Below are 25,616 nucleotides of genomic sequence, written 5' to 3'. Positions count from 1 at the left end.
AGGGAGGGACGCCCGATGATGGATGCCAGTAGCGAATCTCATGCCGTCGAGGCTATCGATTTTCTCGACGATCCATTGTGGTACAAGGACGCCGTGATCTACCAGGTACACGTCAAGTCGTTCTTCGACGCGAACGACGACGGTATCGGGGATTTCAACGGCTTGATCGACAAGCTCGACTATATCGTCAGTCTCGGGGTGAACACGCTGTGGATATTGCCCTTTTATCCTTCGCCGCGCCGCGACGATGGCTACGATATCGCCGAGTACACCAATGTCAGCCCCGATTACGGCACGCTCGACGATGCCCAGCGCTTCATCAGCGAAGCCCACAAGCGTGGGTTGCGCGTGATCACCGAGCTGGTCATCAACCACACATCCGACCAGCATGAATGGTTCCAGCGTGCCCGCCATGCGCCGCCGGGCTCACCCGAGCGCGATTTCTACGTATGGTCGGACAGCGACCAGAAGTACCCGGGCACACGGATCATCTTTCTGGATACCGAGTCGTCCAACTGGACCTGGGATCCGGTGGCCAACGCCTATTTCTGGCACCGTTTCTACTCCCACCAGCCGGATCTCAATTTCGACAATCCTCAGGTACTCAAGGAAGTCCTCAAGGTCATGGAGTACTGGCTGGACATGGGTGTCGACGGTCTACGTCTGGACGCGATTCCTTATCTGGTCGAGCGCGAGGGTACCAACAACGAGAACCTGCCCGAGACGCATGATGTGCTCAAGCAGATTCGGGCGGCACTCGATGCGGACTATCCTGATCGCATGCTGCTGGCGGAGGCCAACCAGTGGCCCGAAGACACGCGTCCCTATTTCGGCGAAGGCGACGAATGTCACATGGCCTTCCACTTTCCACTGATGCCGCGCATGTACATGGCGCTGGCCCAGGAGGACCGCTTTCCGATTACCGACATCCTGCGCCAGACGCCGGAAATTCCCGCGGTCTGTCAGTGGGCGATCTTCCTGCGCAACCATGACGAGCTGACGCTGGAAATGGTCACCGACAAGGAGCGAGACTACCTCTGGAGTCACTATGCCGCCGACCGGCGGGCACGCATCAATTTAGGCATCCGGCGGCGACTGGCGCCGCTGCTCGAGCGTGATCGTCGGCGTATCGAACTGCTCAATAGCCTGTTGCTGTCGATGCCGGGCACGCCGGTGCTGTACTACGGCGACGAGATCGGCATGGGCGACAATATCTATCTCGGCGACCGCGATGGCGTACGTACCCCCATGCAATGGTCGGTGGATCGCAACGGCGGCTTTTCGCGGGCCGACCCGGCGAGCCTGGTGCTACCGCCGATCATGGATCCGCTCTACGGCTATCATTCGGTCAACGTCGAGGCCCAGACGCGCGACCCACACTCGCTGCTCAATAGCATGCGGCGCCTGCTCGCGGTGCGCAGCCAGCACCGTGCCTTCAGCCGCGGTACCATGCATCCGCTGTATCCGGCCAACCGGCATATCCTGGCGTACCTGCGCGAGATGGTGCTCGATAACGGCGAGTCCGAGGTCGTGCTGTGCGTCGCCAACGTGGCGCGCAATGCCCAGGCGGTGGAACTCGACCTGTCGACCTTCGCCGGCCAGGTGCCGGTGGAGATGGTCGGCGGCAGCGCCTTCCCGCCTATTGGCCAATTGCCGTATCTGCTGACGTTGCCGCCTTACGGCTTCTACTGGTTCCTGCTGGCGCCGGAAAGCGCCATGCCGTCCTGGCATGTGCCGACACCGGAGCCGATGCCGGAGTATGTCACGCTGATCGTCAAGCGGCGCCTCGAGGAGATTCTCGATGCCCCCTCGCGCAATCTGCTGGAGCGCGAGGCGCTACCGACGTACCTGCCCAAGCGTCGCTGGTTCGCGGCCAAGCAGTCGCGTATCGAGCAGGTCAAGATTCTTTATGTGGCGCGTCTCGAGGATACCCAGAATACGCTGCTGATCAGCGAATTCGAGGTGCGCAATGCGCAGGGGATCGAGCGCTATCAACTGCCGCTGGCCTTCCTGGGCGAGGATGACAAGGCGCGTGCCCTGGCGCAGCAGTTGGCGCTGGCCCGGGTCCGACGCGGACGCCAGGTGGGGCTGCTGACCGATGCGCTGACGCTGGACAGCTTCGCCCTGGCAGTGATCAAGGCCCTGCGCAACTCCACCGTGCTGCCCAGTACGGCCGGCGAAATACGCTTCCTGCCGACCGTGGCCATGGACACGCTGGAGCTGCCGGAGACGCCCGATGTGGCCCAGCAAGCCGCCGAGCAGTCCAACAGCTCGGTGATCATCGACCAGCAGGTGGTCATCAAGCTGTTCCGGCGAGTCGAGGAGGGACAGCATCCCGAAGCCGAGATCGGCCGTTATCTGAGTGAGCACGGCTTTGCCCATGTCGCGCCGCTGTACGGGGAAGTCACGCGCTACGATGAGCAGGACACGCCACAAACGCTGATGATCATTCAGGGCTTCATCGATAACCAGGGCGATGCCTGGCAGTGGACACGTAGTGCCCTGGTGCGCGCTGTCCGTGAAGCGTCCGCCGAAGATCAGACCCGAGAGGAGGGCTACAGCGCACTGGATCAGCTCGAGGCCTTTGCTGCCACGTTGGGACAACGCCTCGGCGAGTTGCATCAGGTGCTGGCCTTGCCAAGCGAGAATCCGGCGTTCACCCCGCAAATCGCCGATCAGGCGCATGTGGCGATGTGGGCACAGCGGGTCCGTGAGCGAGTCGAGGAGGCGCTGGAACTGCTCGCCCGTCACAAGGGCAATGCCGGCGAGACCGAGCAGCAGATGGCGGATTCGGTGCTGGCTGAGCGCGATGCCTTGCTGGCAGCCATCGAGCCGTTGGCCAGCCGGGCCGAAGGTAGTCTGTTGACGCGTATTCACGGGGACCTTCACTTGGGTCAGGTGCTGGTCGCCCATGACGACGCCTACATCATCGATTTCGAAGGTGAGCCCGCCCGGCCGCTGGAGGAGCGGCGCGCCAAGGATAGTCCGTTGCGGGACGTCGCGGGTATGTTGCGCTCGTTCGACTACGCTGGCGCGATGATCGATGAGGTCATGCCGAAAGACGAGGGCGACGAGGCGGTGGTTCACACGGGACACGATGTCGCCGAGCAGTATCTGCTCAAGGGACGCAGTGCCTTCCTGGAGGCATATCGCAAGAGCGCGGATACGTTGCCGCATCGCTGGCGGGAACAAGACGGGGTCGACGCTGCCTTGGAACTGTTCATTCTGGAAAAGACGGCTTATGAAATCGCTTACGAGGCCGCCAACCGTCCGACCTGGTTGGGCGTGCCTTTACGCGGTCTGGTAACGATTGCCGGCCAACTGACCATGAGGGGTCCGCATGACTGAATTGCCTGCCAAATCCGCTATGGATCGTGCCCTGAGGCTTCCGGTGGACGATGCCGAAGCCTTGGCGCGCGGTACCCACGGTAATCCGTTCTCGCTGCTCGGCGTACACGAAACCGAGACGGGATATGTGTTGCGCGCCTATCTTCCCGGAGCACTGGGAGTGGACGTGCTGGACCGCGACAGCGGGGCGTTGCGGTGTAGTCTTACTTCCCTCCAGATACCGGGGCTGTTCGCCGCTCAACTGCCTCATGTGGCGCCGTATCGCCTGCGTATCCGTTGGCCCGGCGGCGAATACGAGACCGAGGACCCGTATGCCTTCGGCTTGCTGCTCGGCGAGATGGACCTTTACCTGATCGGTGAGGGCAATCATCGCAATCTGGGGCACTGTCTGGGCGCTCAGCCCATGACGATAGAGGACGTGCCCGGCGTGCGCTTCGCCGTCTGGGCACCCAACGCGCGGCGCGTCTCGGTGGTCGGCAATTTCAACGGCTGGGACGGCCGACGCCATCTGATGCGTCTGCGCCATCCCGCGGGCGTCTGGGAGTTGTTCGTGCCGCGGATTGGCCCCGGCGAGTCCTACAAGTACGAGATTCTCGATGCGCATGGTGCCCTGAGCCTCAAGGCCGATCCGGTGGCGCTGGCCACCGAGATGCCGCCTCAGACCTCATCCGTGGTAGCGGACACCACGCCGTTTACCTGGCACGACGCCGAATGGATCGCCCGGCGCGGTGAGCAGCAATCGCCGGATAAACCGATCTCCATCTACGAAGTGCATGCCGCCTCGTGGCGCAAGCATGGCGGCGATGACGGCGAGCTTTACAGCTGGCGGGACCTGGCCGAGCATTTGATTCCCTATGTTCTCGACATGGGCTTTACCCACGTTGAGTTGCTGCCGATCATGGAGCATCCCTTCGGCGGTTCCTGGGGTTATCAGCCGCTGGGCCAGTTTGCCCCCAGCGGGCGCTTCGGCAAGCCCGAGGATTTCGCCTATTTCGTCGATACCTGCCATACCGCCGGGCTAGGGGTGATCCTCGACTGGGTCCCGGCGCACTTTCCCAGCGACCCGCACGGCCTGGCGCGCTTCGACGGTACGGCGCTGTACGAATACGAGCACCCCTTCGAGGGCTTCCATCAGGACTGGGAAACCTACATCTACAACCTGGGGCGCCGCGAGGTGCATGGCTTCATGCTAGCCTCGGCGCTGCATTGGCTGCGTCACTATCATGTCGATGCGCTACGTGTCGACGCGGTGGCCTCGATGCTCTATCGCGACTACTCGCGCAACGCCGGGGAGTGGATTCCCAACCAGTATGGCGGGCGCGAGAATCTCGAGGCAATCGACTTCCTGCGACACCTGAACGATGTGGTTGCCGACGAGGTGCCCGGCGCCTCGGTGATTGCCGAGGAGTCTACCGCCTGGCCCGGCGTCACCCAGCCGACCGCCGAGGGCGGGCTGGGCTTTGCCTACAAGTGGAACATGGGCTGGATGCACGACACATTGGAATACATCGCCAAGGATCCGCTGTATCGCTCCTACGCCCACCACGACATGACCTTTCCCATGGTCTATGCCTTCTCCGAGCATTTCGTGTTGCCCATCTCTCACGACGAGGTGGTGCACGGCAAGGGCTCGCTGATCGGCAAGATGCCCGGCGACGAGTGGCAGAAATTCGCCAACCTGCGGGCCTATCTTGCGACCATGTGGACCCAGCCGGGCAAGAAGCTATTGTTCATGGGCTGCGAGTTCGGCCAGTGGCGGGAATGGAGCCATGACCGCGAGCTCGACTGGACGCTGCTTGGAGAAGCGCGCCACGCCGGTGTGCAGCGGTTGGTCGGTGACATTAACCGGCTCTACGCGGAACAGCCGGCGCTGCATGAACGCGACAGCGAGCCGTCGGGTTTCACCTGGGTGGTGGGTGATGACAACACCAACAGCGTTTTCGCCTGGTTGCGTTGGAGTGCCGCGGGCGAGCCCCTGCTGGTGGTGGCCAACATGACGCCAATCCCGCATTACGATTACCACATGGGCGTGCCCGCTGCGGGTCGCTGGGAGGAGATATTCAATAGCGATGCAGAGCTCTACGGTGGATCGAACGTAGGCAACATGGGCGAACTCACGGCGAAGGACATGCCGCTTCACGGTCAGACGGCCTGTCTTGCGGTGACCTTGCCGCCGCTGGGCGTTGTCGTGTTACGCCCGACACGCTGATCGATGCAAACTTCAGCGGAGCCGGGCGGCTCCGCTGAAGCCATGCGAGGCTGCATCAGTCGCGGCAGGTATCAAAGCTGGGGCGCGTCGAAGTTCTGCGGCTCGTCGGTGTATACACAGACATTGGCATCCTCGATATCACCATCGGGCGATTCGAGATGCGAGGCAAAAAACTCGCGGATCTCGCGGCGTTGACAGTGCGCCTCGAACGCTGCGCGGTTGGCCCATATCTCATGAAACACGATGGGGTAACTGGTGCCTTGGGCATAGGGATTGTCGATATGCCGGGTCACGGTGTACTGCAGGCAGGCATCCTCGCGATGCGCATTGGGTTCCAGGGCCTGCAGTGCCTGGAATACCGCTTCCTCCTTGCCTGGCTTGGGTTTGAAGTGGGCGACACAGTAAATCTTCTGGGACATGAGACCTCCTGTCAGATGGGAGCGTCGACAATAGCATTCAGCCGGCAGGCAACGGTAGGGGGAATCCGCCGGACAGGGCTGGGAGCGCCTACCTCCTCAGGCGTGCCTTAACCTCGAGTTGAGGGTTGGGGGACAGTCAAAGCGCCACTCAGCGGAACAACGTATCGACGTACTCGGCTCCCAGGCCGACCTTGTCGTAATGGGCACGGCATAAAGCGATGTAATCGTGCACATCGAAATAGCCCTCGGTGTCGCCCTGCTCGTTCAGCCAGATCAACGGTCCCTTGACGATGAAGAAGACCCGCATGGGATCGTCATGCTCATAAGCCACCAAGGTATGGCCTTCACCGGGAGTCTCGTAGACGAAGTCGCCGGCTGTCGCCGTCCAGTCGTGTTCCAGATAGCCCCATTTCCCGGAAATGGTATAGGCGAAGACCTCGTTGGGGTGATAGTGACGGTTCACCAACCCGGCACCCTTGGCCATCAGCACGTCGCACCAGCGGTTCTGTGCAGGCGATATCCACAGGGGGCGCGAGGACACCGTTTCCGAGAAGGGGACGTAAAATCGCTCGTCGTCCGTGGGGGCGTTGGCGATATGCACCTCGGGCAGGGTGTCGGGCTTGAAGCAGTTGGCGATTGGTGCGAGATCTTTCCAGAATTCCGTCGTGGCGCGTTCAGGCATGGTGGATCTCCTCCTATATTGTGATTATGGCATCGCCTCGCGCGAAGCAACGCTTGCTCGACTATAGCAGTCCTGTCAGCGAGCAAAATCACCCAAAAGGTGTACCGGTTGCCGATGTGGCAGCTGGCCTTGTCCTGCGGGACGGTACAACTCCCAGCCTGGGTAAAAGTCGCGCCGGGGGTGACTACCGATGCAGGTGGGCGCGGCTTGCTCTGCTGGGACTTGCTCTAATGAAGATGCCGTCCATTTTGGAGCCGACTGGTTTCGCGCTGCTTGCCTGCGCTCTGCGTGTTCTCACGCCACTGAGGTGGTCCGTCATGACGATGTCACCGTTTGTTTCGCCCAATGAAGTTGTCGCCTTGCGTGCCGCGATCTTGGCCAAGATGACCTATACGGTGGGAAAGGATCCAGCCTATGCCCACGATCATGACTGGCTGGTCGCCACGGCTCTGGCGGTGCGCGATCGCATCGTCGACCGTTGGGTGACTCAGGCGCGCGAGACACGCCGGCGTGACCGCAAGCGCGTCTATTATTTCTCGCTGGAGTTCCTGATCGGCCGGCTGCTGTTCGATAGCCTCAGCAATCTCGGCCTGCTCGATGTAGCTCGCACCGCGCTGCATGAGCTGGGCGTCGATCTCGAACGCATTCGCCATCTCGAGCCCGATGCCGCTCTGGGCAACGGGGGCCTGGGACGGCTGGCGGCTTGCTATCTGGAGAGTATGGCCACGCTGGGCATCGCTGCTCATGGCTACGGCATTCGCTACGAGCATGGCCTGTTTCGGCAGGTGATAGTCGATGGCCAGCAGAATGAGCAGCCGGAAAACTGGCTGGACTTCGGCAATCCTTGGGAGTTCGAGCGTCCGGATGTGTTGTTCGAGGTCGGTTTCGGCGGCCGCGTCACACCCCTGGAGGAGGATGCCAGCGGCATGCGGCATGTCTGGGCGCCGGCGGAGCGGGTCCGCGCGGTGGCCTACGACATGCCCATCGTCGGTTGGCGCGGGCAGCATGTCACCACGCTGCGGCTATGGCGGGCACGGGCCAAGGCCGGCTTGAACCTGCATGCCTTCAATGCCGGCGACCATGTCGGTGCGGTGCTCGACGAGGCGCGTGCCGAGGCGCTTTCACAGGTGCTCTATCCCGCCGATGACAACGAGGCGGGACAGGTGTTGCGGCTATGTCAGGAGTATTTCTTCGTCGCCGCCTCGCTGCACGATATCCTGCGTCGCCATTTCAAGCACCACGACGACTTGCATCAGCTGCCCGACGAAATCGCCATCCAGCTCAACGATACCCACCCGGCGATCGCGATCGCCGAGCTCATGCGCCTGTTGATCGACGAACAAGGGCTCGGCTGGGACGACGCTTGGCAGATCACGGTCAATATTTTCGCCTATACCAATCATACGCTGATGACCGAAGCGCTGGAAACCTGGCCGGCCGCGCTCCTGGAACGCATACTGCCGCGCCACTTGCAGATCATCTACCTGATCAATGCGCGCCACCTCGATGGCCTGCGTGCCCGAGAGAGCGACGAGATGCTGGCGGCGGTATCGTTGATCGAGGAGGGCAACGGGCGGCGTGTGCGCATGGGACATCTGGCCTTCCTGGGCTCGCATAGCGTCAATGGTGTTTCCTCCCTGCATACCGAACTGATGCGGGAAACGATCTTCGCCGACTTTCATCGACTCTATCCCGAACGCATCAACAATAAGACCAACGGCATCACGTTCCGGCGCTGGCTACAGCAGGCCAACCCCGGATTAACGGGTCTGCTGGTCGAAACCCTCGGGCAGGAGGTTCTCGACAGGCCGGAGACGACTCTGTCGCAGCTGGCGCTCTATGCTGACGACAGTGCTTTTCGAGACCGCTTCATCGCTCAGCGTCATCATAACAAGCAGGCGCTCGGCGAATTCATCAAGCAGCAGGTAGAGCTGGCCGTCGATCCGCATGCGCTCTTCGACGTGCACATCAAGCGCATTCACGAATACAAGCGTCAACTCCTCAATCTGCTGGCCATCGTCGCCGCTTACGAAGCCATCCGCGCCGAACCGACGAAGGACTGGGTCCCCCGGGTCAAGATATTTGCCGGCAAGGCCGCGGCCAGTTACCGTCAGGCCAAGCTGATCATCAGACTGACCCATGACATCGCACGTATCGTCAACCATGACCCGACCGTGCGCGGATTGCTCAAGGTGGTTTTTCTGCCCAACTACAACGTCAGTCTCGCCGAACGCATCATTCCCGGGGCGGACCTTTCCGAACAGATTTCCACGGCGGGAATGGAGGCGTCCGGCACCGGCAACATGAAGCTCGCTCTCAACGGCGCCTTGACGATCGGTACGCTGGACGGCGCCAATATCGAGATGCGTGAGCACATCGGTGCCGAGCATATGTTCATCTTCGGTCTCACGGAGCAGGGGATCGAACAGCGTATTGTCCAGTGCGGTACCAACGCCGAGGACGTGATTGCAGCCTCGCCCCGCTTGGCGGAAGCTTTGAATGCCATTCGTAGCGGCGTGTTCTCGCCGGACGAACCCGGGCGCTATGCGGGTCTGGTGGATGGCTTGATCCATGCGGACCGATTCATGGTGTGCGCCGATTTCGAGGCTTACTGGGCGATGCAGCGCCAGGTGGCCGATATCTGGCGCCAGCCGGATCATTGGTGGCGTTCGTCAATTCTCAACACGGCCAACATGGGCTGGTTCTCGGCTGACCGTGCAGTGCGGGAATATGCTGCACAGATATGGAAAACACGGTAGCCCCGGGCTGCGACCGTCAGACGTAGGCGATCAGTGCGATGGTGCCGCCGGTGGCCAGGCAGGCGCCGGTAGCCAATAGCCAGGGAAGACGGCGGCGCCAGCGGCACATGGCGTTGTGCAGCGCCACCGCGCGGGTGACTTTCGTGGTCAGGCCTTCGTAGCGGGAAGAGTGTCCGTCGGCGGGCGGGGTAAAGTCGTTGGCAACGTTGCCCTGCCAATATTCGCCATGGGTGAGCCCCAGACGGGCCCGAAGCTGGCCGATATGGCATAACGCCTTGTGCAGCTCGTCATAGTCGTCCTGGCGTGATGAAACGCTTAGCACGGCCATGGCGTCTGCCTTCAGCGCCGCATTCGGGCAGCTGTCCAGCGCCGCCGAGACTCGGGACGCAGGGGCGTAGGCATCAACGCCCAGGCGTTTATAGAGATCGCGCATCGTGCATCAGGAATTCGTAGGCGTTCTTAATACGTTGAAAGCGCCGCGACGCGTTGGCGACGACGCTTTCCCCGCGCGAGAAGAATCGATCAGGATGATGCGCCTGGGCGAGGCGTCGATAGGCACGCTTGATTTCCTCGCGCGAGGCGCCGGCTTCCAATCCCAACACGATCAGCGCATGCAGCGTCTGGCTGTCCACTCGGGGACGATCATGGGGTCGCCGAGAAGAGGATCCATCTTGCTGACGTGAGGAGTCCTGTCGTTGATAGGAAGAGCCTCGCTGCTGATGGGAGCTGCGTTCCTGATGATGGGAACCGCGTTCCTGCTGGTGCGAAGCGCGCTCTTCCTGCTGGCGCTGTCGGGCCTGCTCTCTGGCCTGCCAGTAGTCGGCCCGGCTGAGGTCGTCGGGGTCGGCGAACGCCTTGCCGGCGACTTCGTGAAACAGCTGCTCGAATTGGCGGGGCGATGCGCCCAGCAGATCGGCGAGAAAACGCAGCAGGTAATTGCTGGTCGGCGCCAAGCTGCCGTCGACCATGGACAGCTCGATGGCCTGGCGCAAAAAAGCCACTGCGGGTTCGCCGTAGCGATCCTTCTGCAGAACTTCTGCCGCCAGCTGTATGGCCTCGAGGTCCTGGGCGTTGGCGATATCGATCACTGGCTGCAGTTCGTGACCATGACGAAAGTGGCGTGATAATTCGAGCAGGCGCTGCCTGCCGTTTTCGGTGATGGACGCCTTGTGAGCCACGACCCAGGCCAGCAACAGCAGGGCAGCGGTGTCCGTCTGACTTCTGCTCTTTAGGAGAAGCAATTCAAACGGCGAAAAGCGGGTATTGGCCATGCCCGGCTCCGAGATGATAGACGCTGGCGTGAATACAGGGGCCCGGGCGTAGCGCTAGCGCAGCGGTACGGGGGCGAATAGCCGGTATGGTTGACCAGAGGCGAGAGCGTTGCAAGTGTTGATGCTTGACGTCGCGCTAACGGTTGCAGACATGGATGGAGATTTCGAAGGAATCAGACCGTTACGACGGCACAGTCCTCGGCGGTGGCATATGGCCCAGGAAAGGTACGTTATTCTCATGCTGACAGGACGCACCTGCATGGTATAAGAGCCGTTTTTGCCATGAACCGAGGAGCGCATCAGCCGCGTGATTACCGTCGAAAGGAAAGATGGCTTTAGCGTCAAGATCTCCCGTGTACTCAAAGAAGCGACCTCGCATAAGCTGGATCTTTACCTTTTCGTGCCTGGCGAGCTGGACCTGACCACCGATGTGGTGTCGGAAAACGAGTTTTACCACAACGCCATCCATCTCAAGCGAACCTATTATAGCGATAAGCATCATTTGCCACTGGTGCACAGTCGCCTGGCCAGTCGTGGCAAGCTGTCCAGCGAACAGTACCGCTTGAGCCTGAGCCTGTATGCCTATCAGTATGTGGTCGCATTGGAAACCTCGACTCGGGGACTGCTCGATGCCAAGGAAGAGAATTCGCTCGCCCAGATCGAGGAGTTGATAGAGCTGGCCACGGGTATCTTGAAGCGCTTGCGCCGCAATATTCCCGCTGACAACAGCCTGCTGAAATACTACGTCAATATCGACAATTACTTGTCCTGGGCCACCGAGCAGCGCCTGCTGTCGCTGGTCGCCGAGTTGCCTCGCAACGAGGATTACGAGGTTATCAGAGCGAAGCTATTGGAGGTTTGCGAAGCGGAAAACATCTATCGCCTGGAGCAGGATTACAACTCCAGCCGGGCGATGCAGGAGCCTGAGCGCATCTCCAACAAGATGCGCCTGTTACGCCGCTTGATCGAGCATCCCGTTACGTTGAACGAGAAAACCCAGGAACTGGGCAATGGCGAACAGAGGCTGGTCAAGGGTGTGGCTACGGCGGTGGTGATGGTCTTCGTCACCCTGATGATGCTGCAAGCCAACCGGATGCTCGGCAACATCACCTCGCTGCTGGTACTGGTGCTGGCGGTAATTTACGCCCTGCGTGAAGTGTTCAAGGACGATCTGCGCGACACGTTATGGCGCTGGCTGCGCAAGGGGCGTCCCAAGTGGCGACGCCAGTACTTCGATGCGCACAGCGGCGAGCTGGTCGGGCGTCAGCTCGAATGGTTCGACTATCAACGTTTTCACAAGCTCGACGACGCCATTCGCGTCGCGCGCAAGGCTAGCGTGACCCAACGGGAAGAGACGGTGCTGCATTATGCCAATAGCTCACGCATGTCGCCGACGCGTTTTCTAAGCGGCTATGAAGAGGTTCGGGAGACTTTGCTGCTCGACCTGCGTGTGCTTTCCAAGCTGATGGACAAAGGTTCGCATCATATCTACCAGTTCGCGGATGATGAGGTGACCAAGGCGACCGTGGAGAAGCGCTATCTGGTCAATCTGATTGCCAGGGAATCGGGCGGTTATCGGCAACCGACGATCCAGCGCTGGAAAATCATCATGAACCGCTCGCGGATTATCGACATCGAGGCTGTCATCTAAGTGATGCCCCAGCGGCAGGTTCACGATATTGCGTTTGGCTGCGCTTTTGGCACTGGCGGGATAACTGCTACGCTCAAAGGGCGTGCGAGGGATTGCCGCACGGTGTTTTGAGTTCAGCAAGCATGTTGAACTCATGATGACTCAGCCAGGAGATGAACGATGAAAGATTCCAAGACCGATAAGTCCGAAGGAATGATCGATAAGGCGGCGGGTAAAGCCAAGGAAGCCGTAGGCAGAGCGACCAAGGATCGAGACACCGAAGCCGAAGGGAAAACGCAGACTACCCAGGGTCATGCCAAGCAGACGAAAGGCGACCTGAAGGACACTCTCAAGTCGGGTAAGACTGATACCCGTAAGTAAAGCGTCCCAGGTCGATACCTCAACGTCGAGCGTGCCGAGTTGTGAGCAGCGATCCGTTGCCCAGCAACTCGGTATCGTATGAAGACTCTGTCCCTAGCCCTGTCCAATGACGGTAATGGATATGTTTGCGAAATCGAAGCCGGTGGAACGATCCCCACAACGTCAGGCTGAAGTAGATCAGCAATGCCAGTCACTGGCGCTTTATCAAACTCAATTCTGCCCTTTCTGCGTCAAGGTTCGGCGTGAAATGGATCGCCTGAAACTTCCCATCGAATTGCGCGATCTCGGCAAACAGCCGCGCTATCGTGGCGAACTGATCAATGGTGGCGGACGTGGCATGGTGCCATGTCTGCAGATTACCCATGACAACGGTCAGGTCGAGTGGATGTACGAATCCGAGGATATCAACCGCTATCTACGCCGGCGCTTCGAATCCGCCGGATAATCTTCGCGTCCTGCCAAGCCTCATCTGCCGGCCTCACGGTGAGCCGTGTCGGTGGCTGTTGTCATGTGTCCTCCCCGTTTCCTGCCCAGACCACTTGGTGCAATGAATGACAGTATGTGACCTTCTGCGCGTTGTGGCAGCCTATGGGCGGGCTGTCGCGATATATTCCCCTGTTATTATTGCCCCTTGGCAGCATCGGGTGGGCGATACACTAACGGAACGCTAGTTAACGGGGAGGCGCAGTAGTGATTGTCAATTGTGTGGTGTATCAGGAGGGACGCAAGCTTCGTGACATCGGGACGAGCGAGATTGGCGAATACGTGAATCAGCCCGACTGCTTTGTCTGGGTCGCACTGCACGATCCCGAGCCCGAGGAATTCGAAAGCTTGCAGAAAGTCTTTGCGCTGCACGAACTGGCAGTCGAGGACGCTCTGCATGGCCAGCAACGGCCCAAGATCGAAGAATACGGTGAGGCGTTGTTCGCCTTCATGCGCATGCTCAGCGTGGACGATACCCGGATCAGCCAGGGCGAGGTCGCCGTCTTCGCCGGACATAATTATATCCTGTCGGTCCGCAGCCACTCTCAGCAGGGATTTCTCAGTGTGCGTGCACGCTGCGAACGCGAGCCGCATCTGCTCAAGCAAGGGCCCTCGTTCGTGCTGTACGCGCTGATGGATGCCATCGTCGATCGCTACTTCCCGGTGGTCGAGGCGCTTGAGGCTGAACTGGAAACCATCGAGGAGCAGATTTTCATCAAGGATTCGGCGCGCTCGAATATCGAACGACTCTACCAGCTCAAGCGCAAGGCGATGACGGTCAAGCATGCCGTGACGCCACTTGCCGAAGCGACGGTCCACCTGTTCGGTGGACGGGTACCGTCGCTGTGTGCCAATACCCAGGAGTATTACCGCGATGTCTACGATCACCTGCATCGTATCGAGGCCGCAGTGGACACCATTCGTGAAACCATCACCACCGCCATTCAGGTCAACCTGTCGATGGTGGCCATCGACGAAAGCGAAGTGCACAAACGGCTGGCCTCCTGGGCGGCCATTTTTGCCGTGGCAACGGTGCTGGCCGGGATCTGGGGAATGAACTTCGCGCATATGCCGGAGTTAGACTGGCGGCTGGGCTATCCATTTGCGCTGTTGCTAATGGTGAGCGCCTGCGGTGGGCTGTTCTATCGTTTCCGTAAGGCCGGCTGGTTATAGGCATGCATGCACCTGCCCACTTGGCGTGCCCGAGGATAGGTGAGCGTCATCGACACCCGTGGCTCTGGCGAATAACCATGGTGGCGCGCACGGAGAGCACGTAACATGCCGGGCTTTCCCGCATTTCCTGGCGGTATCTGCCGAAATGCGCTGACTTCCAGCCGAGATTTTTCATGGCAAAATTCGAACTGATAAGTACCGCGACCATTCCTGGCCAGGGTAGCGAGCTGCGCCTGTTGCGGCGTAACGAAGAATTCGCGATCAAGATCGCTGGCAAGACCGGTGAACTGATGAACAGCCGTCTGCACGGTTCGGAAGATGCCTTGGCCGAGCTGGCCTGTGAAGCGGTTGGCGCTCGGCCCCAGGCACGTGTACTGATCGGTGGGCTGGGTATGGGCTTCACCCTGGCCGCGGCATTGAAGACGCTGGGAAGTGATGCCGAAGTGGTGGTGGCGGAACTGGTACCCGAGGTGGTGGAGTGGAACCGGGGGCCGCTGGGCATGGCTGCCGGCTATCCGCTTGATGACGCGCGTACCACGGTCAGCGTGGGCGATGTCGGTGCTCTGCTGCGCAGCGAGAAACAGGCGTTCGACGCGATCATGCTCGACGTCGATAACGGCCCCGAGGGCCTGACCCGCAAGGAAAACGACTGGATCTATTCACCGCGGGGGCTGGAGGCCGCTCAGGAGGCGCTGCGTCCGGAGGGTGTGCTGGCGATCTGGTCGGCGGGTCGCGATCCGGCGTTTACCGAGCGTCTGCGTCGAGTCGGTTTCAATGTCGAGGAGCGCGAAGTTCGCGCACACCGCCCCGGCAAGGGCGCTCGTCACGTCATCTGGCTAGCCTGGTGACGTTAACCTCTGACAGCCTGACTGACCCATTTTCCACTCTCACCCTAGCGGGGCCTTTCATGTCGGAACCTATACGTCTTTCCAAGCGCCTGGCGGCGCAGTTGCCTTGTTCCCGTCGTGAGGCCGAGCAGTACATCGCCGGCGGCTGGGTATTGGTCGACGATCAGGTCGTGGAAGAGCCGCAATTCAAGGTCGATGAGGCACAGCGGGTCGCACTGGCGCCTGGAGCGCAACTAGCGCCGATCGTGCCGGCGACCCTGCTGCTGCATCAACCTCCCGGGCACGATGGCGAAGGCGGCGATACCTTGGCCCGGAATCTGATCACCCCGGCCAGCCATGCGGCAAACGACACCTCCGGCATACGTCCACTCAAGGCGCATTTTTCCCGGCTGATCCTGGCGGCACCGCTGGACGAGGGCGTCAGCGGCTTGACGGTATTCACCCAGGAGCGCCGTATCATTCGCCGCTTTCAGGAGGATTTTGCCCGTATCGAGCAGGAGATCATCGTCGAAGTCGAGGGGACACTGACGGCTGAAGAGCTGGAACGCCTCAAGCATGGCATGCGTTTCGAGGGACGTATTCTGCCGCCGACCCGGGTCAGCTGGCAAAGCGATGATCGGTTGCGTTTTGCACTGAAGGGCCCGCGTCCGGGGCAGATCCGGCATATGTGCGAAAGCGTCGGGCTGGGGGTGGTGTCGCTGAAGCGAATCCGCATCGGACAGATCCCGATGGCAGGCCTGGCGCCCGGCGAGTGGCGATACCTACGCCCCGAGGCGCGTTTCTAATCTCGCGGGGAGGAGAAGGCTAAGCGGCATGAGCGACCATTGCGTGAGAAGCATCAACTTGATCCCTGCTCTCAGCACACTATGGTCAATAGGAGGGCAAGCGAAGCCCCACGATAAATTGCCGCGATTCCGGACGGTGTAAACGGCTGTATTCGATGACGTCAGCAGCAGACGAGCTCCGCCATGGCGTGGAGATCCTCGCGTCTGCTTATCTTGCTTCATTGTCGCTCGCAACGTTTATCTGCCCTGTGTCGCTGGTGGTAGCGCAGCGAACCAAAGGAGAATTTCATGGCCGAACCCTCGTCGAACCAGCCATTCAAGGACAATCGTGTGCGAGCCGTGGTCATCGTGGCTGTCATTGCGGTGATTGTCGCGATTTTCGTGGCGTCCAATTCAAGTTCACGACAGGAAGAGTGGGATGCGCAGCGGGCCTCCCTGCAGGAGCGTGTTACTTCCCTGGAGAACAGTAATCAGGCGCTGAGTGACCGCAATGCGCAGTTCGAGCAGGCTTATGCCAGTGTCGAGGAAGCGCAGAGCGCGAACGAGTCGCTGCAGAGCGATATCAGCCAGGCCGAGGAGCGGCTCTCTCAGCTCCAGTCACAGACCCGCGATGCCGAGGCCCGTCAGGCGGAAGTGGACAGTCAGCTCCAGGAGGGCAGCGAACGCCTGCAGGCTTTGCAGGGGCAGGTTGGCGAGGCCGAGACACAGTTGGAACAGCTGCAGAGCCAGGCCCAGTCGGCTCAGGAACAGCTCAGCTCCGCGGAGTCCGAGCTGCAGGACGTTCAGGATCGGATCGCTGAGGCCGAAGGACGCCATGCCGAGCTTCAAGAACGGGTCAATACCCAGCAGGAGCGTCTCGAAGCCCTGAATTCGCAGGTCCAGGAGCGCGAAGCGGAACTCGCTGAGCTCGAGGGCCAAACGGCTACTGCCAAGGAGAATCTCGAGCAAGCGCAGCAGTCACTCTCCGAAGCTCAGCAGCGCGAGGAGAGTATCGCTTCGAAGGTTCAAGCCGCTGAGCAGCGTCTGAGTGAACTGGAGGGACAGATTCAAGCGCGGGTACAACGTCTGAGTACGCTCCAGAGCCGCATTGACGATGTACAGCAGGAACTTTCCGCTATCTCTGCCATGCAGGAAGAGCTGTCCGAGCTTTCGCAGAGTGTCGAATCGGCGCGAGCCCAGGCCGGGGGCGAAGCGAGCGGTGCCGGCGCGAACAATGATGCGGGCTCGCAAGGCGCCGATTCCCAGCAGCAGAATGCTGCCCAACAGGGCGCTAGTGCTCAGGGTCAGGCGTCCGGCCAGCAGGGTGGCGATTCTCAAGGCCAGGTTTCTGGCCAGCAGGGTGCTGCTTCGCAGGGTCAGGGTTCCGCTCAACAGGGGACTCCGGGGCAACAACCCGAATCCGGCGCGTCTCGTCAGGAGGAAAGTGCTGTTACCAACTAGAGGATTGGTGAGTAGACATCTGGCAATACAAGCTTGATTGAGCAACGCGAAAAAGCCGCCCTGTACCGGGGCGGCTTTTGGGTGTGCGGTTATAAACAAGAACCGGAGCGAATAGCGCTGGGAAGGGTATCCGTGTGACCGGCCTCACACGCCGAACGGGTAGGTGTCGGGGATTTCTTCCTGTCGCCATAGATCTCCCGCATCGAAGGGCTCGACGGCGGTCGTTTCATCGAGATGGAAGACGGCATCGAACTGACCGGGCAGGGAGGCTTGAAAATAATGGCTCCAGCGCTCCGTCTCGGGACGGTAGATCACGCCAATCGCTCGCTCAAGCAGCGGTTCATCCAAGGAAGTGGCTCGGTCGCTGTCAAGCGGCAAATAGAAACGATCCAGGCCGCTATCGTGAAACAGGCGCTCGTAGCTACCTTCAAGCGAGGGACGCACCCAGCGATGTTCCACCGGACCGTCCCAGTCCTGGGCGGCCGACACGTAGCCGGTATGCGTGGTAAAGCCGACCAGTAGCGCCGTATCGTGTCCGAAGCGCTGGCGCACCAGTTGACCGATGTTATGCTGATGGCGAGCCCAGCCCATTTCAGTACTGCTGGCGTCTCCAAGATGGGAATTGTGCGCCCAGACCACGAGCTTGCCTTGCCCTCCTTGGCGACGAAGATGCTGGCGCAATTCGGCGAGGGTATCGGTCATGTGAGTATCGCGCAGATTCCAGGTATCGACTCGCGAACCGAACATGGCGCGATAATAGGCTTCGGCATTGATCACCACACGTGCGTTCTGTTCGGCAAAAAACTGTGCGTCGGCAGCACGCCGCCCATCCCGATCAAGATACGTATTGGCCTGGTTCAGCAGGTCTGCGAGTAGCGATACCGCGCCGTCCTCGCAGGTTTGACGCAGACCGAAGGCCGCTTCGCGACCATAACGGATCGGATCGTCATGATGGTCGAGGCAGGCGTAGTTTTCTCGAGCGAGCTGAGCTTGTTCGGGATCGACATGTTCTAGGTAGGCGATGACGGCCTCGGCCGAGCGGTGCAGGCTGTAGATGTCCAGACCGTGAAATCCCACCTGGCGTTCGGGGGCACATTGGGCATTATGCTGGCGCAGCCAGGCAATGAAATCACGTGCCTCGTTATTACGCCACATCCACTGCGGGAAACGCTGAAAGTCCTCGAATGCCTGGAGCAGCGAATCATCACTTTCCCCCTGTGCATAGCGATTGAGGCGTAAGGCATCGGGCCAGTCGGCCTCTACCACTACCGCCTCGAAGCCCTTCTCCTCGATAAGTCGTCGCGTGATCTCACCGCGCATACGATAGAACTCGCGGGTCCCGTGAGATGCTTCCCCGAGCAGCACGATCGAGCGATCCCCCACCTGATCCAGCAACGGCTCGTAATCACTCGCGTGTCCGTCAAGACGTATCGCCAAATCACGCACGCAGTCGAGAGGTGTCGTCATGGTCTTGCCTCCTTTGCAGGAATGCATTTGCATGTTGCCACTCTAGCCGATGGTATCGGTTGAGGCGGAGAGGATCGAGTATCGAATGATCGCGATGGGGTTATGAGAAGGTGAGCGTGGGTAAGCACGGTTGTTCGGTGGCCCGAGGCCCGGCTGCGCGCGGGCATGCGCGAAGTTGCTGAAGTCGGTTGGACGCTGGCAATCATCGCCACTTGAGGTGCGGTGCGCGCTCCTGCGGCAAAACGTCACTTCCACCGTTTTTTCTTTGCATGATAATAGTCGCCCGTTCGCGGACAGATTATCGATATTGGAAAGCCCGGCGACCGCTCGGTCCCGATTTTTCAGTTTTGTCGTTGGTGAGGCCGCGACATTCGCTTGGCAGTTTCCCTGATGGCAGTTTGCCATCCGGAAAACGGGTAAGCGGTTGTCGATAATCTCCTTTGCTCGCTAATCCTAGTGCAAGCGTATAGTCGCTGGTTGTCTCCATGCCCAACGAGGACGTGAAATGCCACGAAAGAGATATTCCTTTCTTTTACGAATGTTTTCCTTGATATCGATCATGCTTCTCAGCGGTTGTGATGCGGCGCTGGTAGAACCCAAGGGGGCAGTCGGTAGCGAGATAAAATCGCTGATCATAACTTCCTTTTGGTTGATGATGATCGTGGTCATCCCCGTCATTGTGATGACGTTCGTGTTTGCTTGGCGCTATCGCGATAGCAATCAGAAAGCCAAATACACACCGAACTGGGCACACTCCAACAAGATCGAGGCAGTGGTCTGGCTCGTACCTTGCGTGATCATAGTGTTCCTGGCGCTCATCACCTGGCAGACTTCGCATTCCCTCAGCCCCAGCGAGCCCCTCGAGGCTGATGTCGAGCCGATGGAAGTCGATGTCGTTGCCCTCGATTGGAAATGGCTGTTCATCTATCCGGACCTGGGCATCGCCTCCGTCAATGAGGTCGCGTTCCCGGTCGATACCCCGGTGCATTTCAACGTGACGTCCGGCTCGGTGATGAATGCGTTCATGATTCCGCGCCTGGGCAGCCAGATTTATGCCATGGCCGGCATGGACAACGACCTGAACCTGATCGCGGAAGAAGCGGGGGTCTATCCCGGTCGTTCCACTAACTACAGTGGGACGGGTTTCTCTGAAATGACCTTCAATGCGCTGGCCACCTCGCCGGAAGATTTCGACGCGTGGGTGGAAAAGGTTCGCCAAGCATCCGGCTCTCTCACGTTCACCGAGGGCTATCAGGAGCTTGCAGAGCCGAGCATTGCTAATCCGGTCGAGTATTACTCGCAAGTATCGCCTGAACTCTACCAGGACATCATCCTGAGTTTCCGGAACAGCGGTTCGGGTAACGGGCACGGAAGCGGTCATGGTAATGAACACAACGTGGCTATGAACGCCGAGGTAGCGGAGTAACATATGTTCGGAAAACTTAGTTGGGAAGCCATTCCCTATCACGAGCCGATCATCATGGTGGTGGTCGCCGCCATGGCCGTGATCATGGCCGGTATCGTCGCTTGGGTTACCTATAAGAAGAGCTGGGGTTACTTGTGGACGGAGTGGATTTCCTCCGTTGATCACAAGAAGCTCGGTATCATGTATTTCCTCGTCGCCCTCGTGATGCTGATTCGAGGCTTCTCCGACGCCATCATGATGCGCTCGCAGCAGGCCATTGCGGCCGGCGGGGCGGAGGGCTATCTGCCACCCGAGCACTATGATCAGATCTTCACCGCGCACGGTGTGATCATGATCTTCTTCGTCGCCATGCCGATGGTCATCGGCCTGATGAACCTGGTCGTGCCGCTGCAGATCGGCGCACGCGACGTGGCCTTTCCGTTCCTGAACAACCTGAGCTTCTGGCTGTTTGCGGCGGGTGTCGTACTGATCAACGTTTCGCTGTTCGTCGGTGAGTTCGCCAAGACCGGCTGGCTGGCCTACGCGCCACTTTCGGGTATTGATTACAGTCCCGGGGTCGGGGTCGATTACTGGATATGGGCGTTACAGATATCGGGGATAGGCACGACCCTGACCGGTATCAACTTCTTCGTGACGATCCTCAAGATGCGTACCAAGGGCATGACCCTGTTCCGTATGCCGATCTTCACCTGGACGTCGTTCTGCGCCAACATCCTGATCATCGCGTCTTTCCCGATTCTGACCGCGACCATTGCCCTGCTGACGCTGGATCGCTATTTAGGCATGCACTTCTTCACCAATGGCTTTGGTGGCAACCAGATGATGTATGTCAACCTCATCTGGGCCTGGGGCCATCCCGAGGTGTACATCCTGATCCTGCCGGCATTCGGCGTGTTCTCCGAAGTGATCTCGACCTTCAGCAAGAAGCGTCTGTTCGGCTACTACACCATGGTTTGGGCGACGATGGCGATCTCGTTTCTGGCCTTCATCGTCTGGTTGCATCACTTCTTCACCATGGGGGCGGGCGCCAACGTCAACGCCTTCTTCGGTATCGCGACGATGATCATCGCCATCCCAACGGGGGTGAAGATCTTCAACTGGCTGTTCACCATGTATCGGGGACGTGTGCAGTTCACCTCGCCGGTGCTGTGGACGCTGGGCTTCATCGTGACCTTCAGTCTCGGTGGGATGACCGGCGTGATGCTGGCGGTGCCTGCGGCCAACTTCGTGCTGCACAACAGCCTGTTTGTCATCGCGCACTTCCACAACGTCATCATCGGCGGCGTGGTGTTCGGCATGCTGGCTGGCCTGACCTTCTGGTTCCCCAAGGCGTTCGGCTTCAAGCTGGACGAGAAGTGGGGCAAGCGCTCCTTCTGGTGCTGGATAATCGGTTTCTTCGTCACCTTCACGCCGCTCTACATCCTGAGCTTCTACGGCGCCGTGCGTCGTATGCAGTCCTACGCGAATACCGAATGGCAGCCGCTGATGATCGTGTCGCTGGTAGGGGCCTTCATCATCATGCTGGGTATCGCCTGCACCGTGATCCAGTTCGTGGTCAGCTTCCGTAACCGCCATGCACTTCTCGATGTAACCGGCGACCCATGGGATGGCCGCACGCTGGAATGGTCAACGTCGTCTCCCGCGCCGTTCTACAACTTCGCGCATCTACCGGAGGTCAAGTCCATCGACACCTTCTGGGAAATGAAGCAGGCCGGGGAGGTGATTACGTCCAGACCGCCATATCAGGATATTCATATGCCCAAGAATACTGCGGCTGGGCCGATCATCAGCCTGTTCGCGTTGATCCTGGGCTTTGCGCTGATCTGGCATATCTGGTGGCTGGCAATTGTCGGCGCGGCGGGTGTACTCATCAGTTTCCTCGCGCGCATCTTCAACGATGATGTGGACTACTACGTCCCGGCAACCGAGGTCGAACGTATCGAGCGCAAGCACTACGAAAATATCGAGGCGGCCATCCATAACAACCGTATCGAGGCGGACTCCCGCTACGTTAACGCTCAGTCTAGCCATATGGGGGTGCAGTCGTAATGGCTACCGATACTCTTGGCAACCGTATTGTTCAGGGCCAGGCGAGCGGCCATGGTCAGGGCCATGACCACGACATACAGGCGCATCAACACGACCATCACGATCCCGGCAGCATGAAAGTGTTCGGTTTCTGGGTCTATCTGATGAGCGACCTGATTATCTTCGGGACGCTGTTCGCCACCTACGCCGTGATGCTCAATGGTACGGCGGGTGGTCCGGGGCCGGCAGATATCTTCGAGCTGCCGTTCGTGCTGGTCGAAACCTTCCTGCTACTCTTTAGTAGTTTCACCTATGGCCTGGCCGTGCTGGCCATGAACGATAACCGCATCAGCCAGGTCAAGGCCTGGCTGGTCCTGACCTTCGTCCTGGGGGCCAGCTTCGTGGGGATGGAAGTCTACGAATTCCATCACCTGATCGAGGAAGGCTTCGGGCCGGATCGCAGCGGTTTCCTGTCGGCCTTCTTCACGCTGGTAGGCACCCACGGTCTACACGTGACTTTCGGCCTGATCTGGATGCTGGTGATGCTGATCCAGCTTCAGACCAAGGGGCTGAATCAGATTACCCGGCCGCGCATCATGTGCCTGAGCCTGTTCTGGCACTTCCTGGACATCGTCTGGATCTGCGTGTTTACCTTCGTCTACCTGTTGGGAGCCATGTGATATGAGCGACGCACATACTACCTACGGTGGTGCCAGCCACGGCAGCGTCAAGTCCTATGTCGTCGGCTTGGTCCTATCCATCATTCTGACCGTGATTGCATTTGGCATGGTCATGACCGGTGCGTTCAGCCCGATGGCCACGGTGGTCACCATCGTCGGTGCTGCCGTGCTGCAGCTTCTCGTGCAGTTGGTCATGTTCCTGCATATGAACACCAAGTCGGATGAAGGCTGGAATCTCTTCTCATTTGTTTTCACGGTGAAGATTCTGGTTCTGGTGATCGGCGGATCGTTGTGGATCATGCACAACCTGAACCACACCATGATGCTCGACTAAGCGGGCCACGCGATGATCAAGCTCTATCTGAACCTGACCAAGCCGGGAATCATCTTCGGTAATCTGATTTCCGTGACGGGGGGCTACTTTCTGGCCGCCCGGGGGGAGTTCGATCTCCCCCTGTTTCTCGCCACGCTGGCCGGGGTCGCGTTGGTAATCGCTTCCGGCTGCGTGTTCAATAACGTCATCGATCGCGATATCGACGTCAAGATGGAGCGTACCCGTAACCGGGCTCTGGTTCAGGGCCTGGTGTCGCCACGGATCGCCCTGGTCTATGCCACCCTATTGGGCTTGGCCGGCTTCGCGCTGTTGTACTGGGGGGCGAACCCGTTGGCCGCCCTGTTCGCGGTGCTGGGGTTCTTCGTCTATGTCGTGCTCTATAGTCTGTATCTGAAGCGAAACTCGAGTTATGGCACGCTGGTGGGCAGTCTGTCTGGGGCGACGCCGCCGGTGATCGGCTACTGTGCCGTCAGCGGCCAGTTCGACATGGGGGGGGCTATCTTGCTGTTGATCTTCAGCTTATGGCAGATGCCTCACTCCTATGCCATCGCCATTTTTCGCTTCAACGACTACCGTGCGGCATCGATTCCCGTGCTTCCGGTCAGCAAGGGGATTCCCGCAGCCAAGCGCGCCATCGTGGCCTACATCATGGTCTTCATGGTGGCGGCCCTGGCACTGACCCTGGCAGGGTATGCGGGCTACGGTTACTTTGCCGTAATCGCTTCGATGAGCCTGTACTGGCTGTTCAGCGCCCTGGCTGGTTGCTGGAAAACTGACGATAACGTCGCCTGGGCCAGAAAGCAGTTCGGCTTTTCCATCATCATGGTCATGGCACTGAGCCTGATGATGGCGGTCGATTTTCAGGCCATGTCCTCAACGGCACTGCTGGCGGATACCCATCCGCAGATGGGGGCTTTACTCCAGACGTCCTGGTCGTTTTAAGCCTGCGATAACGAACGAGGCTGACGGCAGTCGATGATACCGAAAGACCCCGGCATGTGAGCCGCCTAGCGAGCAAGGCAGTTCATATGTCGGGGTCTTTTTATGGGAGTTAGCCTAGTGCGTTGAGTGCTTGGGAGAGTTTTTCCACGGTGCGATCGATGTGCTGCAACTTGTCGAGCCCGAACAGCCCGACGCGAAAACTCTGGAAGTCTTCGGGTTCATCGCACATCAGTGGTACACCGGCGGCAACCTGGAGTCCAGCCTGCACGAACTTGGCGGCGATGGCATCGTCGTCGGTATAACTGACGACCACACCTGGCGCCTGGTAGCCCACCGCGGCAACGCTTTTAAAGCCCTGTGCCTCCAGCAGTGCGCGCACCTTGTCACCGAGCAGCTGTTGTTCGGCGCGCACTTCCGCGAAGCCGTAGGTCTCGGTTTCCCGCATGATATCGCGCAGCCGGGTCAGCCCATCGGTGGGCATGGTCGCATGATAGGCATGCCCGCCATTCTCATAGGCCTGCATGATCGTCAGCCACCTGCGCAGATCGGCGGCGAAGCTGCTGCTGGTGGTGGTCTCGATTCGCTCCAGCGCCAGTGGACTGAGCATCACCATCGCGCAGCAGGGTGAGGCACTCCAGCCTTTCTGGGGCGCGCTGACCAGAATATCCACCCCGATATCCTGCATGTCCAGCCAGAGGGTGCCTGAAGCGATACAGTCGAGCACGAACATTCCGCCTACGTCGTGTACCGCTTGGGCGACCTGACGCAGGTAATCATCCGGGAGCAACATGCCCGACGCCGTTTCGACATGCGGGGCGAAGACCAGTGCCGGACGCTGCTCGTGAATGGTGGCCACGACCTCTTCGATCGGCGCCGGGGCGAAGGGGGCCTGGCGCTCCTCGCTGATCGGGCGTGCCTTCAATACCGTGGATGCCGCAGGAATATGCCCCATGTCGAAAATCTGTGTCCATCGATAGCTGAACCAGCCATTGCGAATCACCAGACATTGCCTGTCGGTAGCGAACTGCCGCGCTACAGCCTCCATGCCGAAGGTCCCGCTGCCCGGCACGATGACAGCAGCCTCGGCGTTGTAGACCCGCTTGAGCGTGGCGGAAATATCTCGCATCACGCCCTGGAAGGCTCGCGACATGTGATTGAGCGAACGGTCGGTATACACCACCGAATATTCGAGCAGCCCATCGGGATCCACACTGGGCAGTAAGCCGGGCATGTTCAGCCTCCATCATGTTGATATGCAGGGCTTCAGGATATGCTCTGGCAGGGCTCGCCACCAGTGCTGAAGCCCGGCTT

Annotated in this window: 21 protein-coding genes; 15 read left to right on the top strand and 6 right to left on the bottom strand. The window is 59.7% G+C overall.

Annotation, left to right across the window (positions count from 1 at the left end):
- The first annotated feature begins 15 nt into the window (after nucleotides 1-15).
- Together treS and glgB are read left to right on the top strand one after the other, a co-directional pair.
- Entirely contained in the window at nucleotides 16-3,348 is a 3,333-nt protein-coding gene (gene treS, locus ACW4DH_RS08860) for a maltose alpha-D-glucosyltransferase (protein WP_459636028.1), read from the top strand.
- Complete coding sequence (glgB, locus tag ACW4DH_RS08855) at nucleotides 3,341-5,557, top strand: 1,4-alpha-glucan branching protein GlgB (RefSeq protein ID WP_459636027.1); 2,217 nt, start codon at nucleotides 3,341-3,343, stop codon at nucleotides 5,555-5,557. The genes treS and glgB overlap by 8 nt, the downstream gene beginning before the upstream one ends.
- Before the next feature lie 71 nt (nucleotides 5,558-5,628).
- Here the strand turns inward: glgB and ACW4DH_RS08850 are convergent, their stop codons facing one another.
- Both ACW4DH_RS08850 and ACW4DH_RS08845 read right to left on the bottom strand, forming a co-directional pair.
- On the bottom strand, nucleotides 5,629-5,976 hold the full coding sequence (locus ACW4DH_RS08850) for a putative quinol monooxygenase (RefSeq protein ID WP_459636026.1): 348 nt from the start codon (nucleotides 5,974-5,976) through the stop codon (nucleotides 5,629-5,631).
- Nucleotides 5,977-6,124: 148 nt separating this feature from the next.
- Nucleotides 6,125-6,658 carry a 2,4'-dihydroxyacetophenone dioxygenase family protein gene (locus tag ACW4DH_RS08845; protein WP_459636025.1) on the bottom strand — a complete coding sequence of 178 codons (534 nt, stop codon included), beginning with the start codon at nucleotides 6,656-6,658 and terminating at the stop codon, nucleotides 6,125-6,127.
- A gap of 317 nt (nucleotides 6,659-6,975) precedes the next feature.
- Here ACW4DH_RS08845 and ACW4DH_RS08840 point away from each other — a divergent pair, with 317 nt between their 5' ends.
- Nucleotides 6,976-9,417: a glycogen/starch/alpha-glucan phosphorylase gene (locus ACW4DH_RS08840; RefSeq protein ID WP_459636024.1), complete on the top strand. Its 2,442-nt coding sequence runs from the start codon at nucleotides 6,976-6,978 to the stop codon at nucleotides 9,415-9,417.
- A 16-nt stretch (nucleotides 9,418-9,433) separates the two neighbouring features.
- Here ACW4DH_RS08840 and ACW4DH_RS08835 read toward each other — a convergent pair whose 3' ends face one another.
- A complete protein-coding gene (locus ACW4DH_RS08835) occupies nucleotides 9,434-9,850 on the bottom strand; it encodes a hypothetical protein (protein WP_459636023.1) in 417 nt (138 codons plus the stop codon).
- Nucleotides 9,834-10,688, bottom strand: a complete 855-nt coding sequence (locus tag ACW4DH_RS08830; protein ID WP_459636022.1) for a DnaJ domain-containing protein — start codon at nucleotides 10,686-10,688, stop codon at nucleotides 9,834-9,836. Before ACW4DH_RS08830 ends, ACW4DH_RS08835 begins: the two co-directional genes overlap by 17 nt.
- Nucleotides 10,689-10,995: 307 nt before the next feature.
- On the opposite strand from ACW4DH_RS08830, the gene ACW4DH_RS08825 reads away from it, so the two are divergent.
- The 7 genes from ACW4DH_RS08825 (at nucleotide 10,996) to ACW4DH_RS08795 (ending at nucleotide 17,428) form a co-directional block, all read left to right on the top strand.
- Entirely contained in the window at nucleotides 10,996-12,339 is a 1,344-nt protein-coding gene (locus tag ACW4DH_RS08825) for a hypothetical protein (protein ID WP_459636021.1), read from the top strand.
- Between the two features lie 159 nt (nucleotides 12,340-12,498).
- Complete coding sequence (locus ACW4DH_RS08820) at nucleotides 12,499-12,699, top strand: CsbD family protein (RefSeq protein WP_459636020.1); 201 nt, start codon at nucleotides 12,499-12,501, stop codon at nucleotides 12,697-12,699.
- 121 nt (nucleotides 12,700-12,820) lie between these two features.
- Nucleotides 12,821-13,144: a glutaredoxin family protein gene (locus tag ACW4DH_RS08815; protein WP_459636019.1), complete on the top strand. Its 324-nt coding sequence runs from the start codon at nucleotides 12,821-12,823 to the stop codon at nucleotides 13,142-13,144.
- Nucleotides 13,145-13,389: 245 nt separating this feature from the next.
- Nucleotides 13,390-14,355, top strand: coding sequence for a magnesium/cobalt transporter CorA (gene corA, locus ACW4DH_RS08810; RefSeq protein WP_459636018.1), 966 nt, complete (start codon nucleotides 13,390-13,392; stop codon nucleotides 14,353-14,355).
- A 173-nt stretch (nucleotides 14,356-14,528) separates the two neighbouring features.
- Nucleotides 14,529-15,203 (top strand): spermidine synthase, encoded by a 675-nt coding sequence (locus ACW4DH_RS08805; RefSeq protein ID WP_459636017.1) that lies wholly within the window; start codon nucleotides 14,529-14,531, stop codon nucleotides 15,201-15,203.
- Between the two features lie 59 nt (nucleotides 15,204-15,262).
- Nucleotides 15,263-15,988: an rRNA pseudouridine synthase gene (locus ACW4DH_RS08800; RefSeq protein WP_459636016.1), complete on the top strand. Its 726-nt coding sequence runs from the start codon at nucleotides 15,263-15,265 to the stop codon at nucleotides 15,986-15,988.
- 288 nt (nucleotides 15,989-16,276) lie between these two features.
- The gene (locus ACW4DH_RS08795; protein ID WP_459636015.1) at nucleotides 16,277-17,428 is read left to right on the top strand and encodes a hypothetical protein; all 1,152 of its coding nucleotides are present in this window, start codon (nucleotides 16,277-16,279) and stop codon (nucleotides 17,426-17,428) included.
- Nucleotides 17,429-17,572: 144 nt separating this feature from the next.
- On the opposite strand, the gene ACW4DH_RS08790 is transcribed toward ACW4DH_RS08795, so the two are convergent.
- Nucleotides 17,573-18,895, bottom strand: a complete 1,323-nt coding sequence (locus tag ACW4DH_RS08790; RefSeq protein WP_459636014.1) for an erythromycin esterase family protein — start codon at nucleotides 18,893-18,895, stop codon at nucleotides 17,573-17,575.
- A 559-nt stretch (nucleotides 18,896-19,454) separates the two neighbouring features.
- Between ACW4DH_RS08790 and cyoA the strand changes: the two genes are divergently transcribed.
- The 5 genes from cyoA to cyoE are packed head-to-tail and all read left to right on the top strand — an operon-like array spanning nucleotide 19,455 to nucleotide 24,305.
- Nucleotides 19,455-20,321 (top strand): ubiquinol oxidase subunit II, encoded by an 867-nt coding sequence (gene cyoA, locus ACW4DH_RS08785; RefSeq protein WP_459636013.1) that lies wholly within the window; start codon nucleotides 19,455-19,457, stop codon nucleotides 20,319-20,321.
- A 3-nt stretch (nucleotides 20,322-20,324) separates the two neighbouring features.
- On the top strand, nucleotides 20,325-22,370 hold the full coding sequence (cyoB, locus tag ACW4DH_RS08780; protein ID WP_459636012.1) for a cytochrome o ubiquinol oxidase subunit I: 2,046 nt from the start codon (nucleotides 20,325-20,327) through the stop codon (nucleotides 22,368-22,370).
- Complete coding sequence (locus ACW4DH_RS08775) at nucleotides 22,370-23,029, top strand: cytochrome o ubiquinol oxidase subunit III (protein ID WP_459636011.1); 660 nt, start codon at nucleotides 22,370-22,372, stop codon at nucleotides 23,027-23,029. The genes cyoB and ACW4DH_RS08775 overlap by 1 nt, the downstream gene beginning before the upstream one ends.
- A gap of 1 nt (nucleotide 23,030) precedes the next feature.
- On the top strand, nucleotides 23,031-23,363 hold the full coding sequence (locus tag ACW4DH_RS08770) for a cytochrome o ubiquinol oxidase subunit IV (protein WP_459636010.1): 333 nt from the start codon (nucleotides 23,031-23,033) through the stop codon (nucleotides 23,361-23,363).
- A 12-nt stretch (nucleotides 23,364-23,375) separates the two neighbouring features.
- Nucleotides 23,376-24,305: a heme o synthase gene (cyoE, locus tag ACW4DH_RS08765; RefSeq protein ID WP_459636009.1), complete on the top strand. Its 930-nt coding sequence runs from the start codon at nucleotides 23,376-23,378 to the stop codon at nucleotides 24,303-24,305.
- A gap of 109 nt (nucleotides 24,306-24,414) precedes the next feature.
- Here the strand turns inward: cyoE and ACW4DH_RS08760 are convergent, their stop codons facing one another.
- Nucleotides 24,415-25,536 (bottom strand): aminotransferase class V-fold PLP-dependent enzyme, encoded by a 1,122-nt coding sequence (locus ACW4DH_RS08760; RefSeq protein WP_459636008.1) that lies wholly within the window; start codon nucleotides 25,534-25,536, stop codon nucleotides 24,415-24,417.
- Nucleotides 25,537-25,616: the final 80 nt, after the last annotated feature.

This window comes from Halomonas sp. WWR20, assembly GCF_054602495.1.
This window is presented reverse-complemented; position numbering and strand designations above follow the sequence as displayed.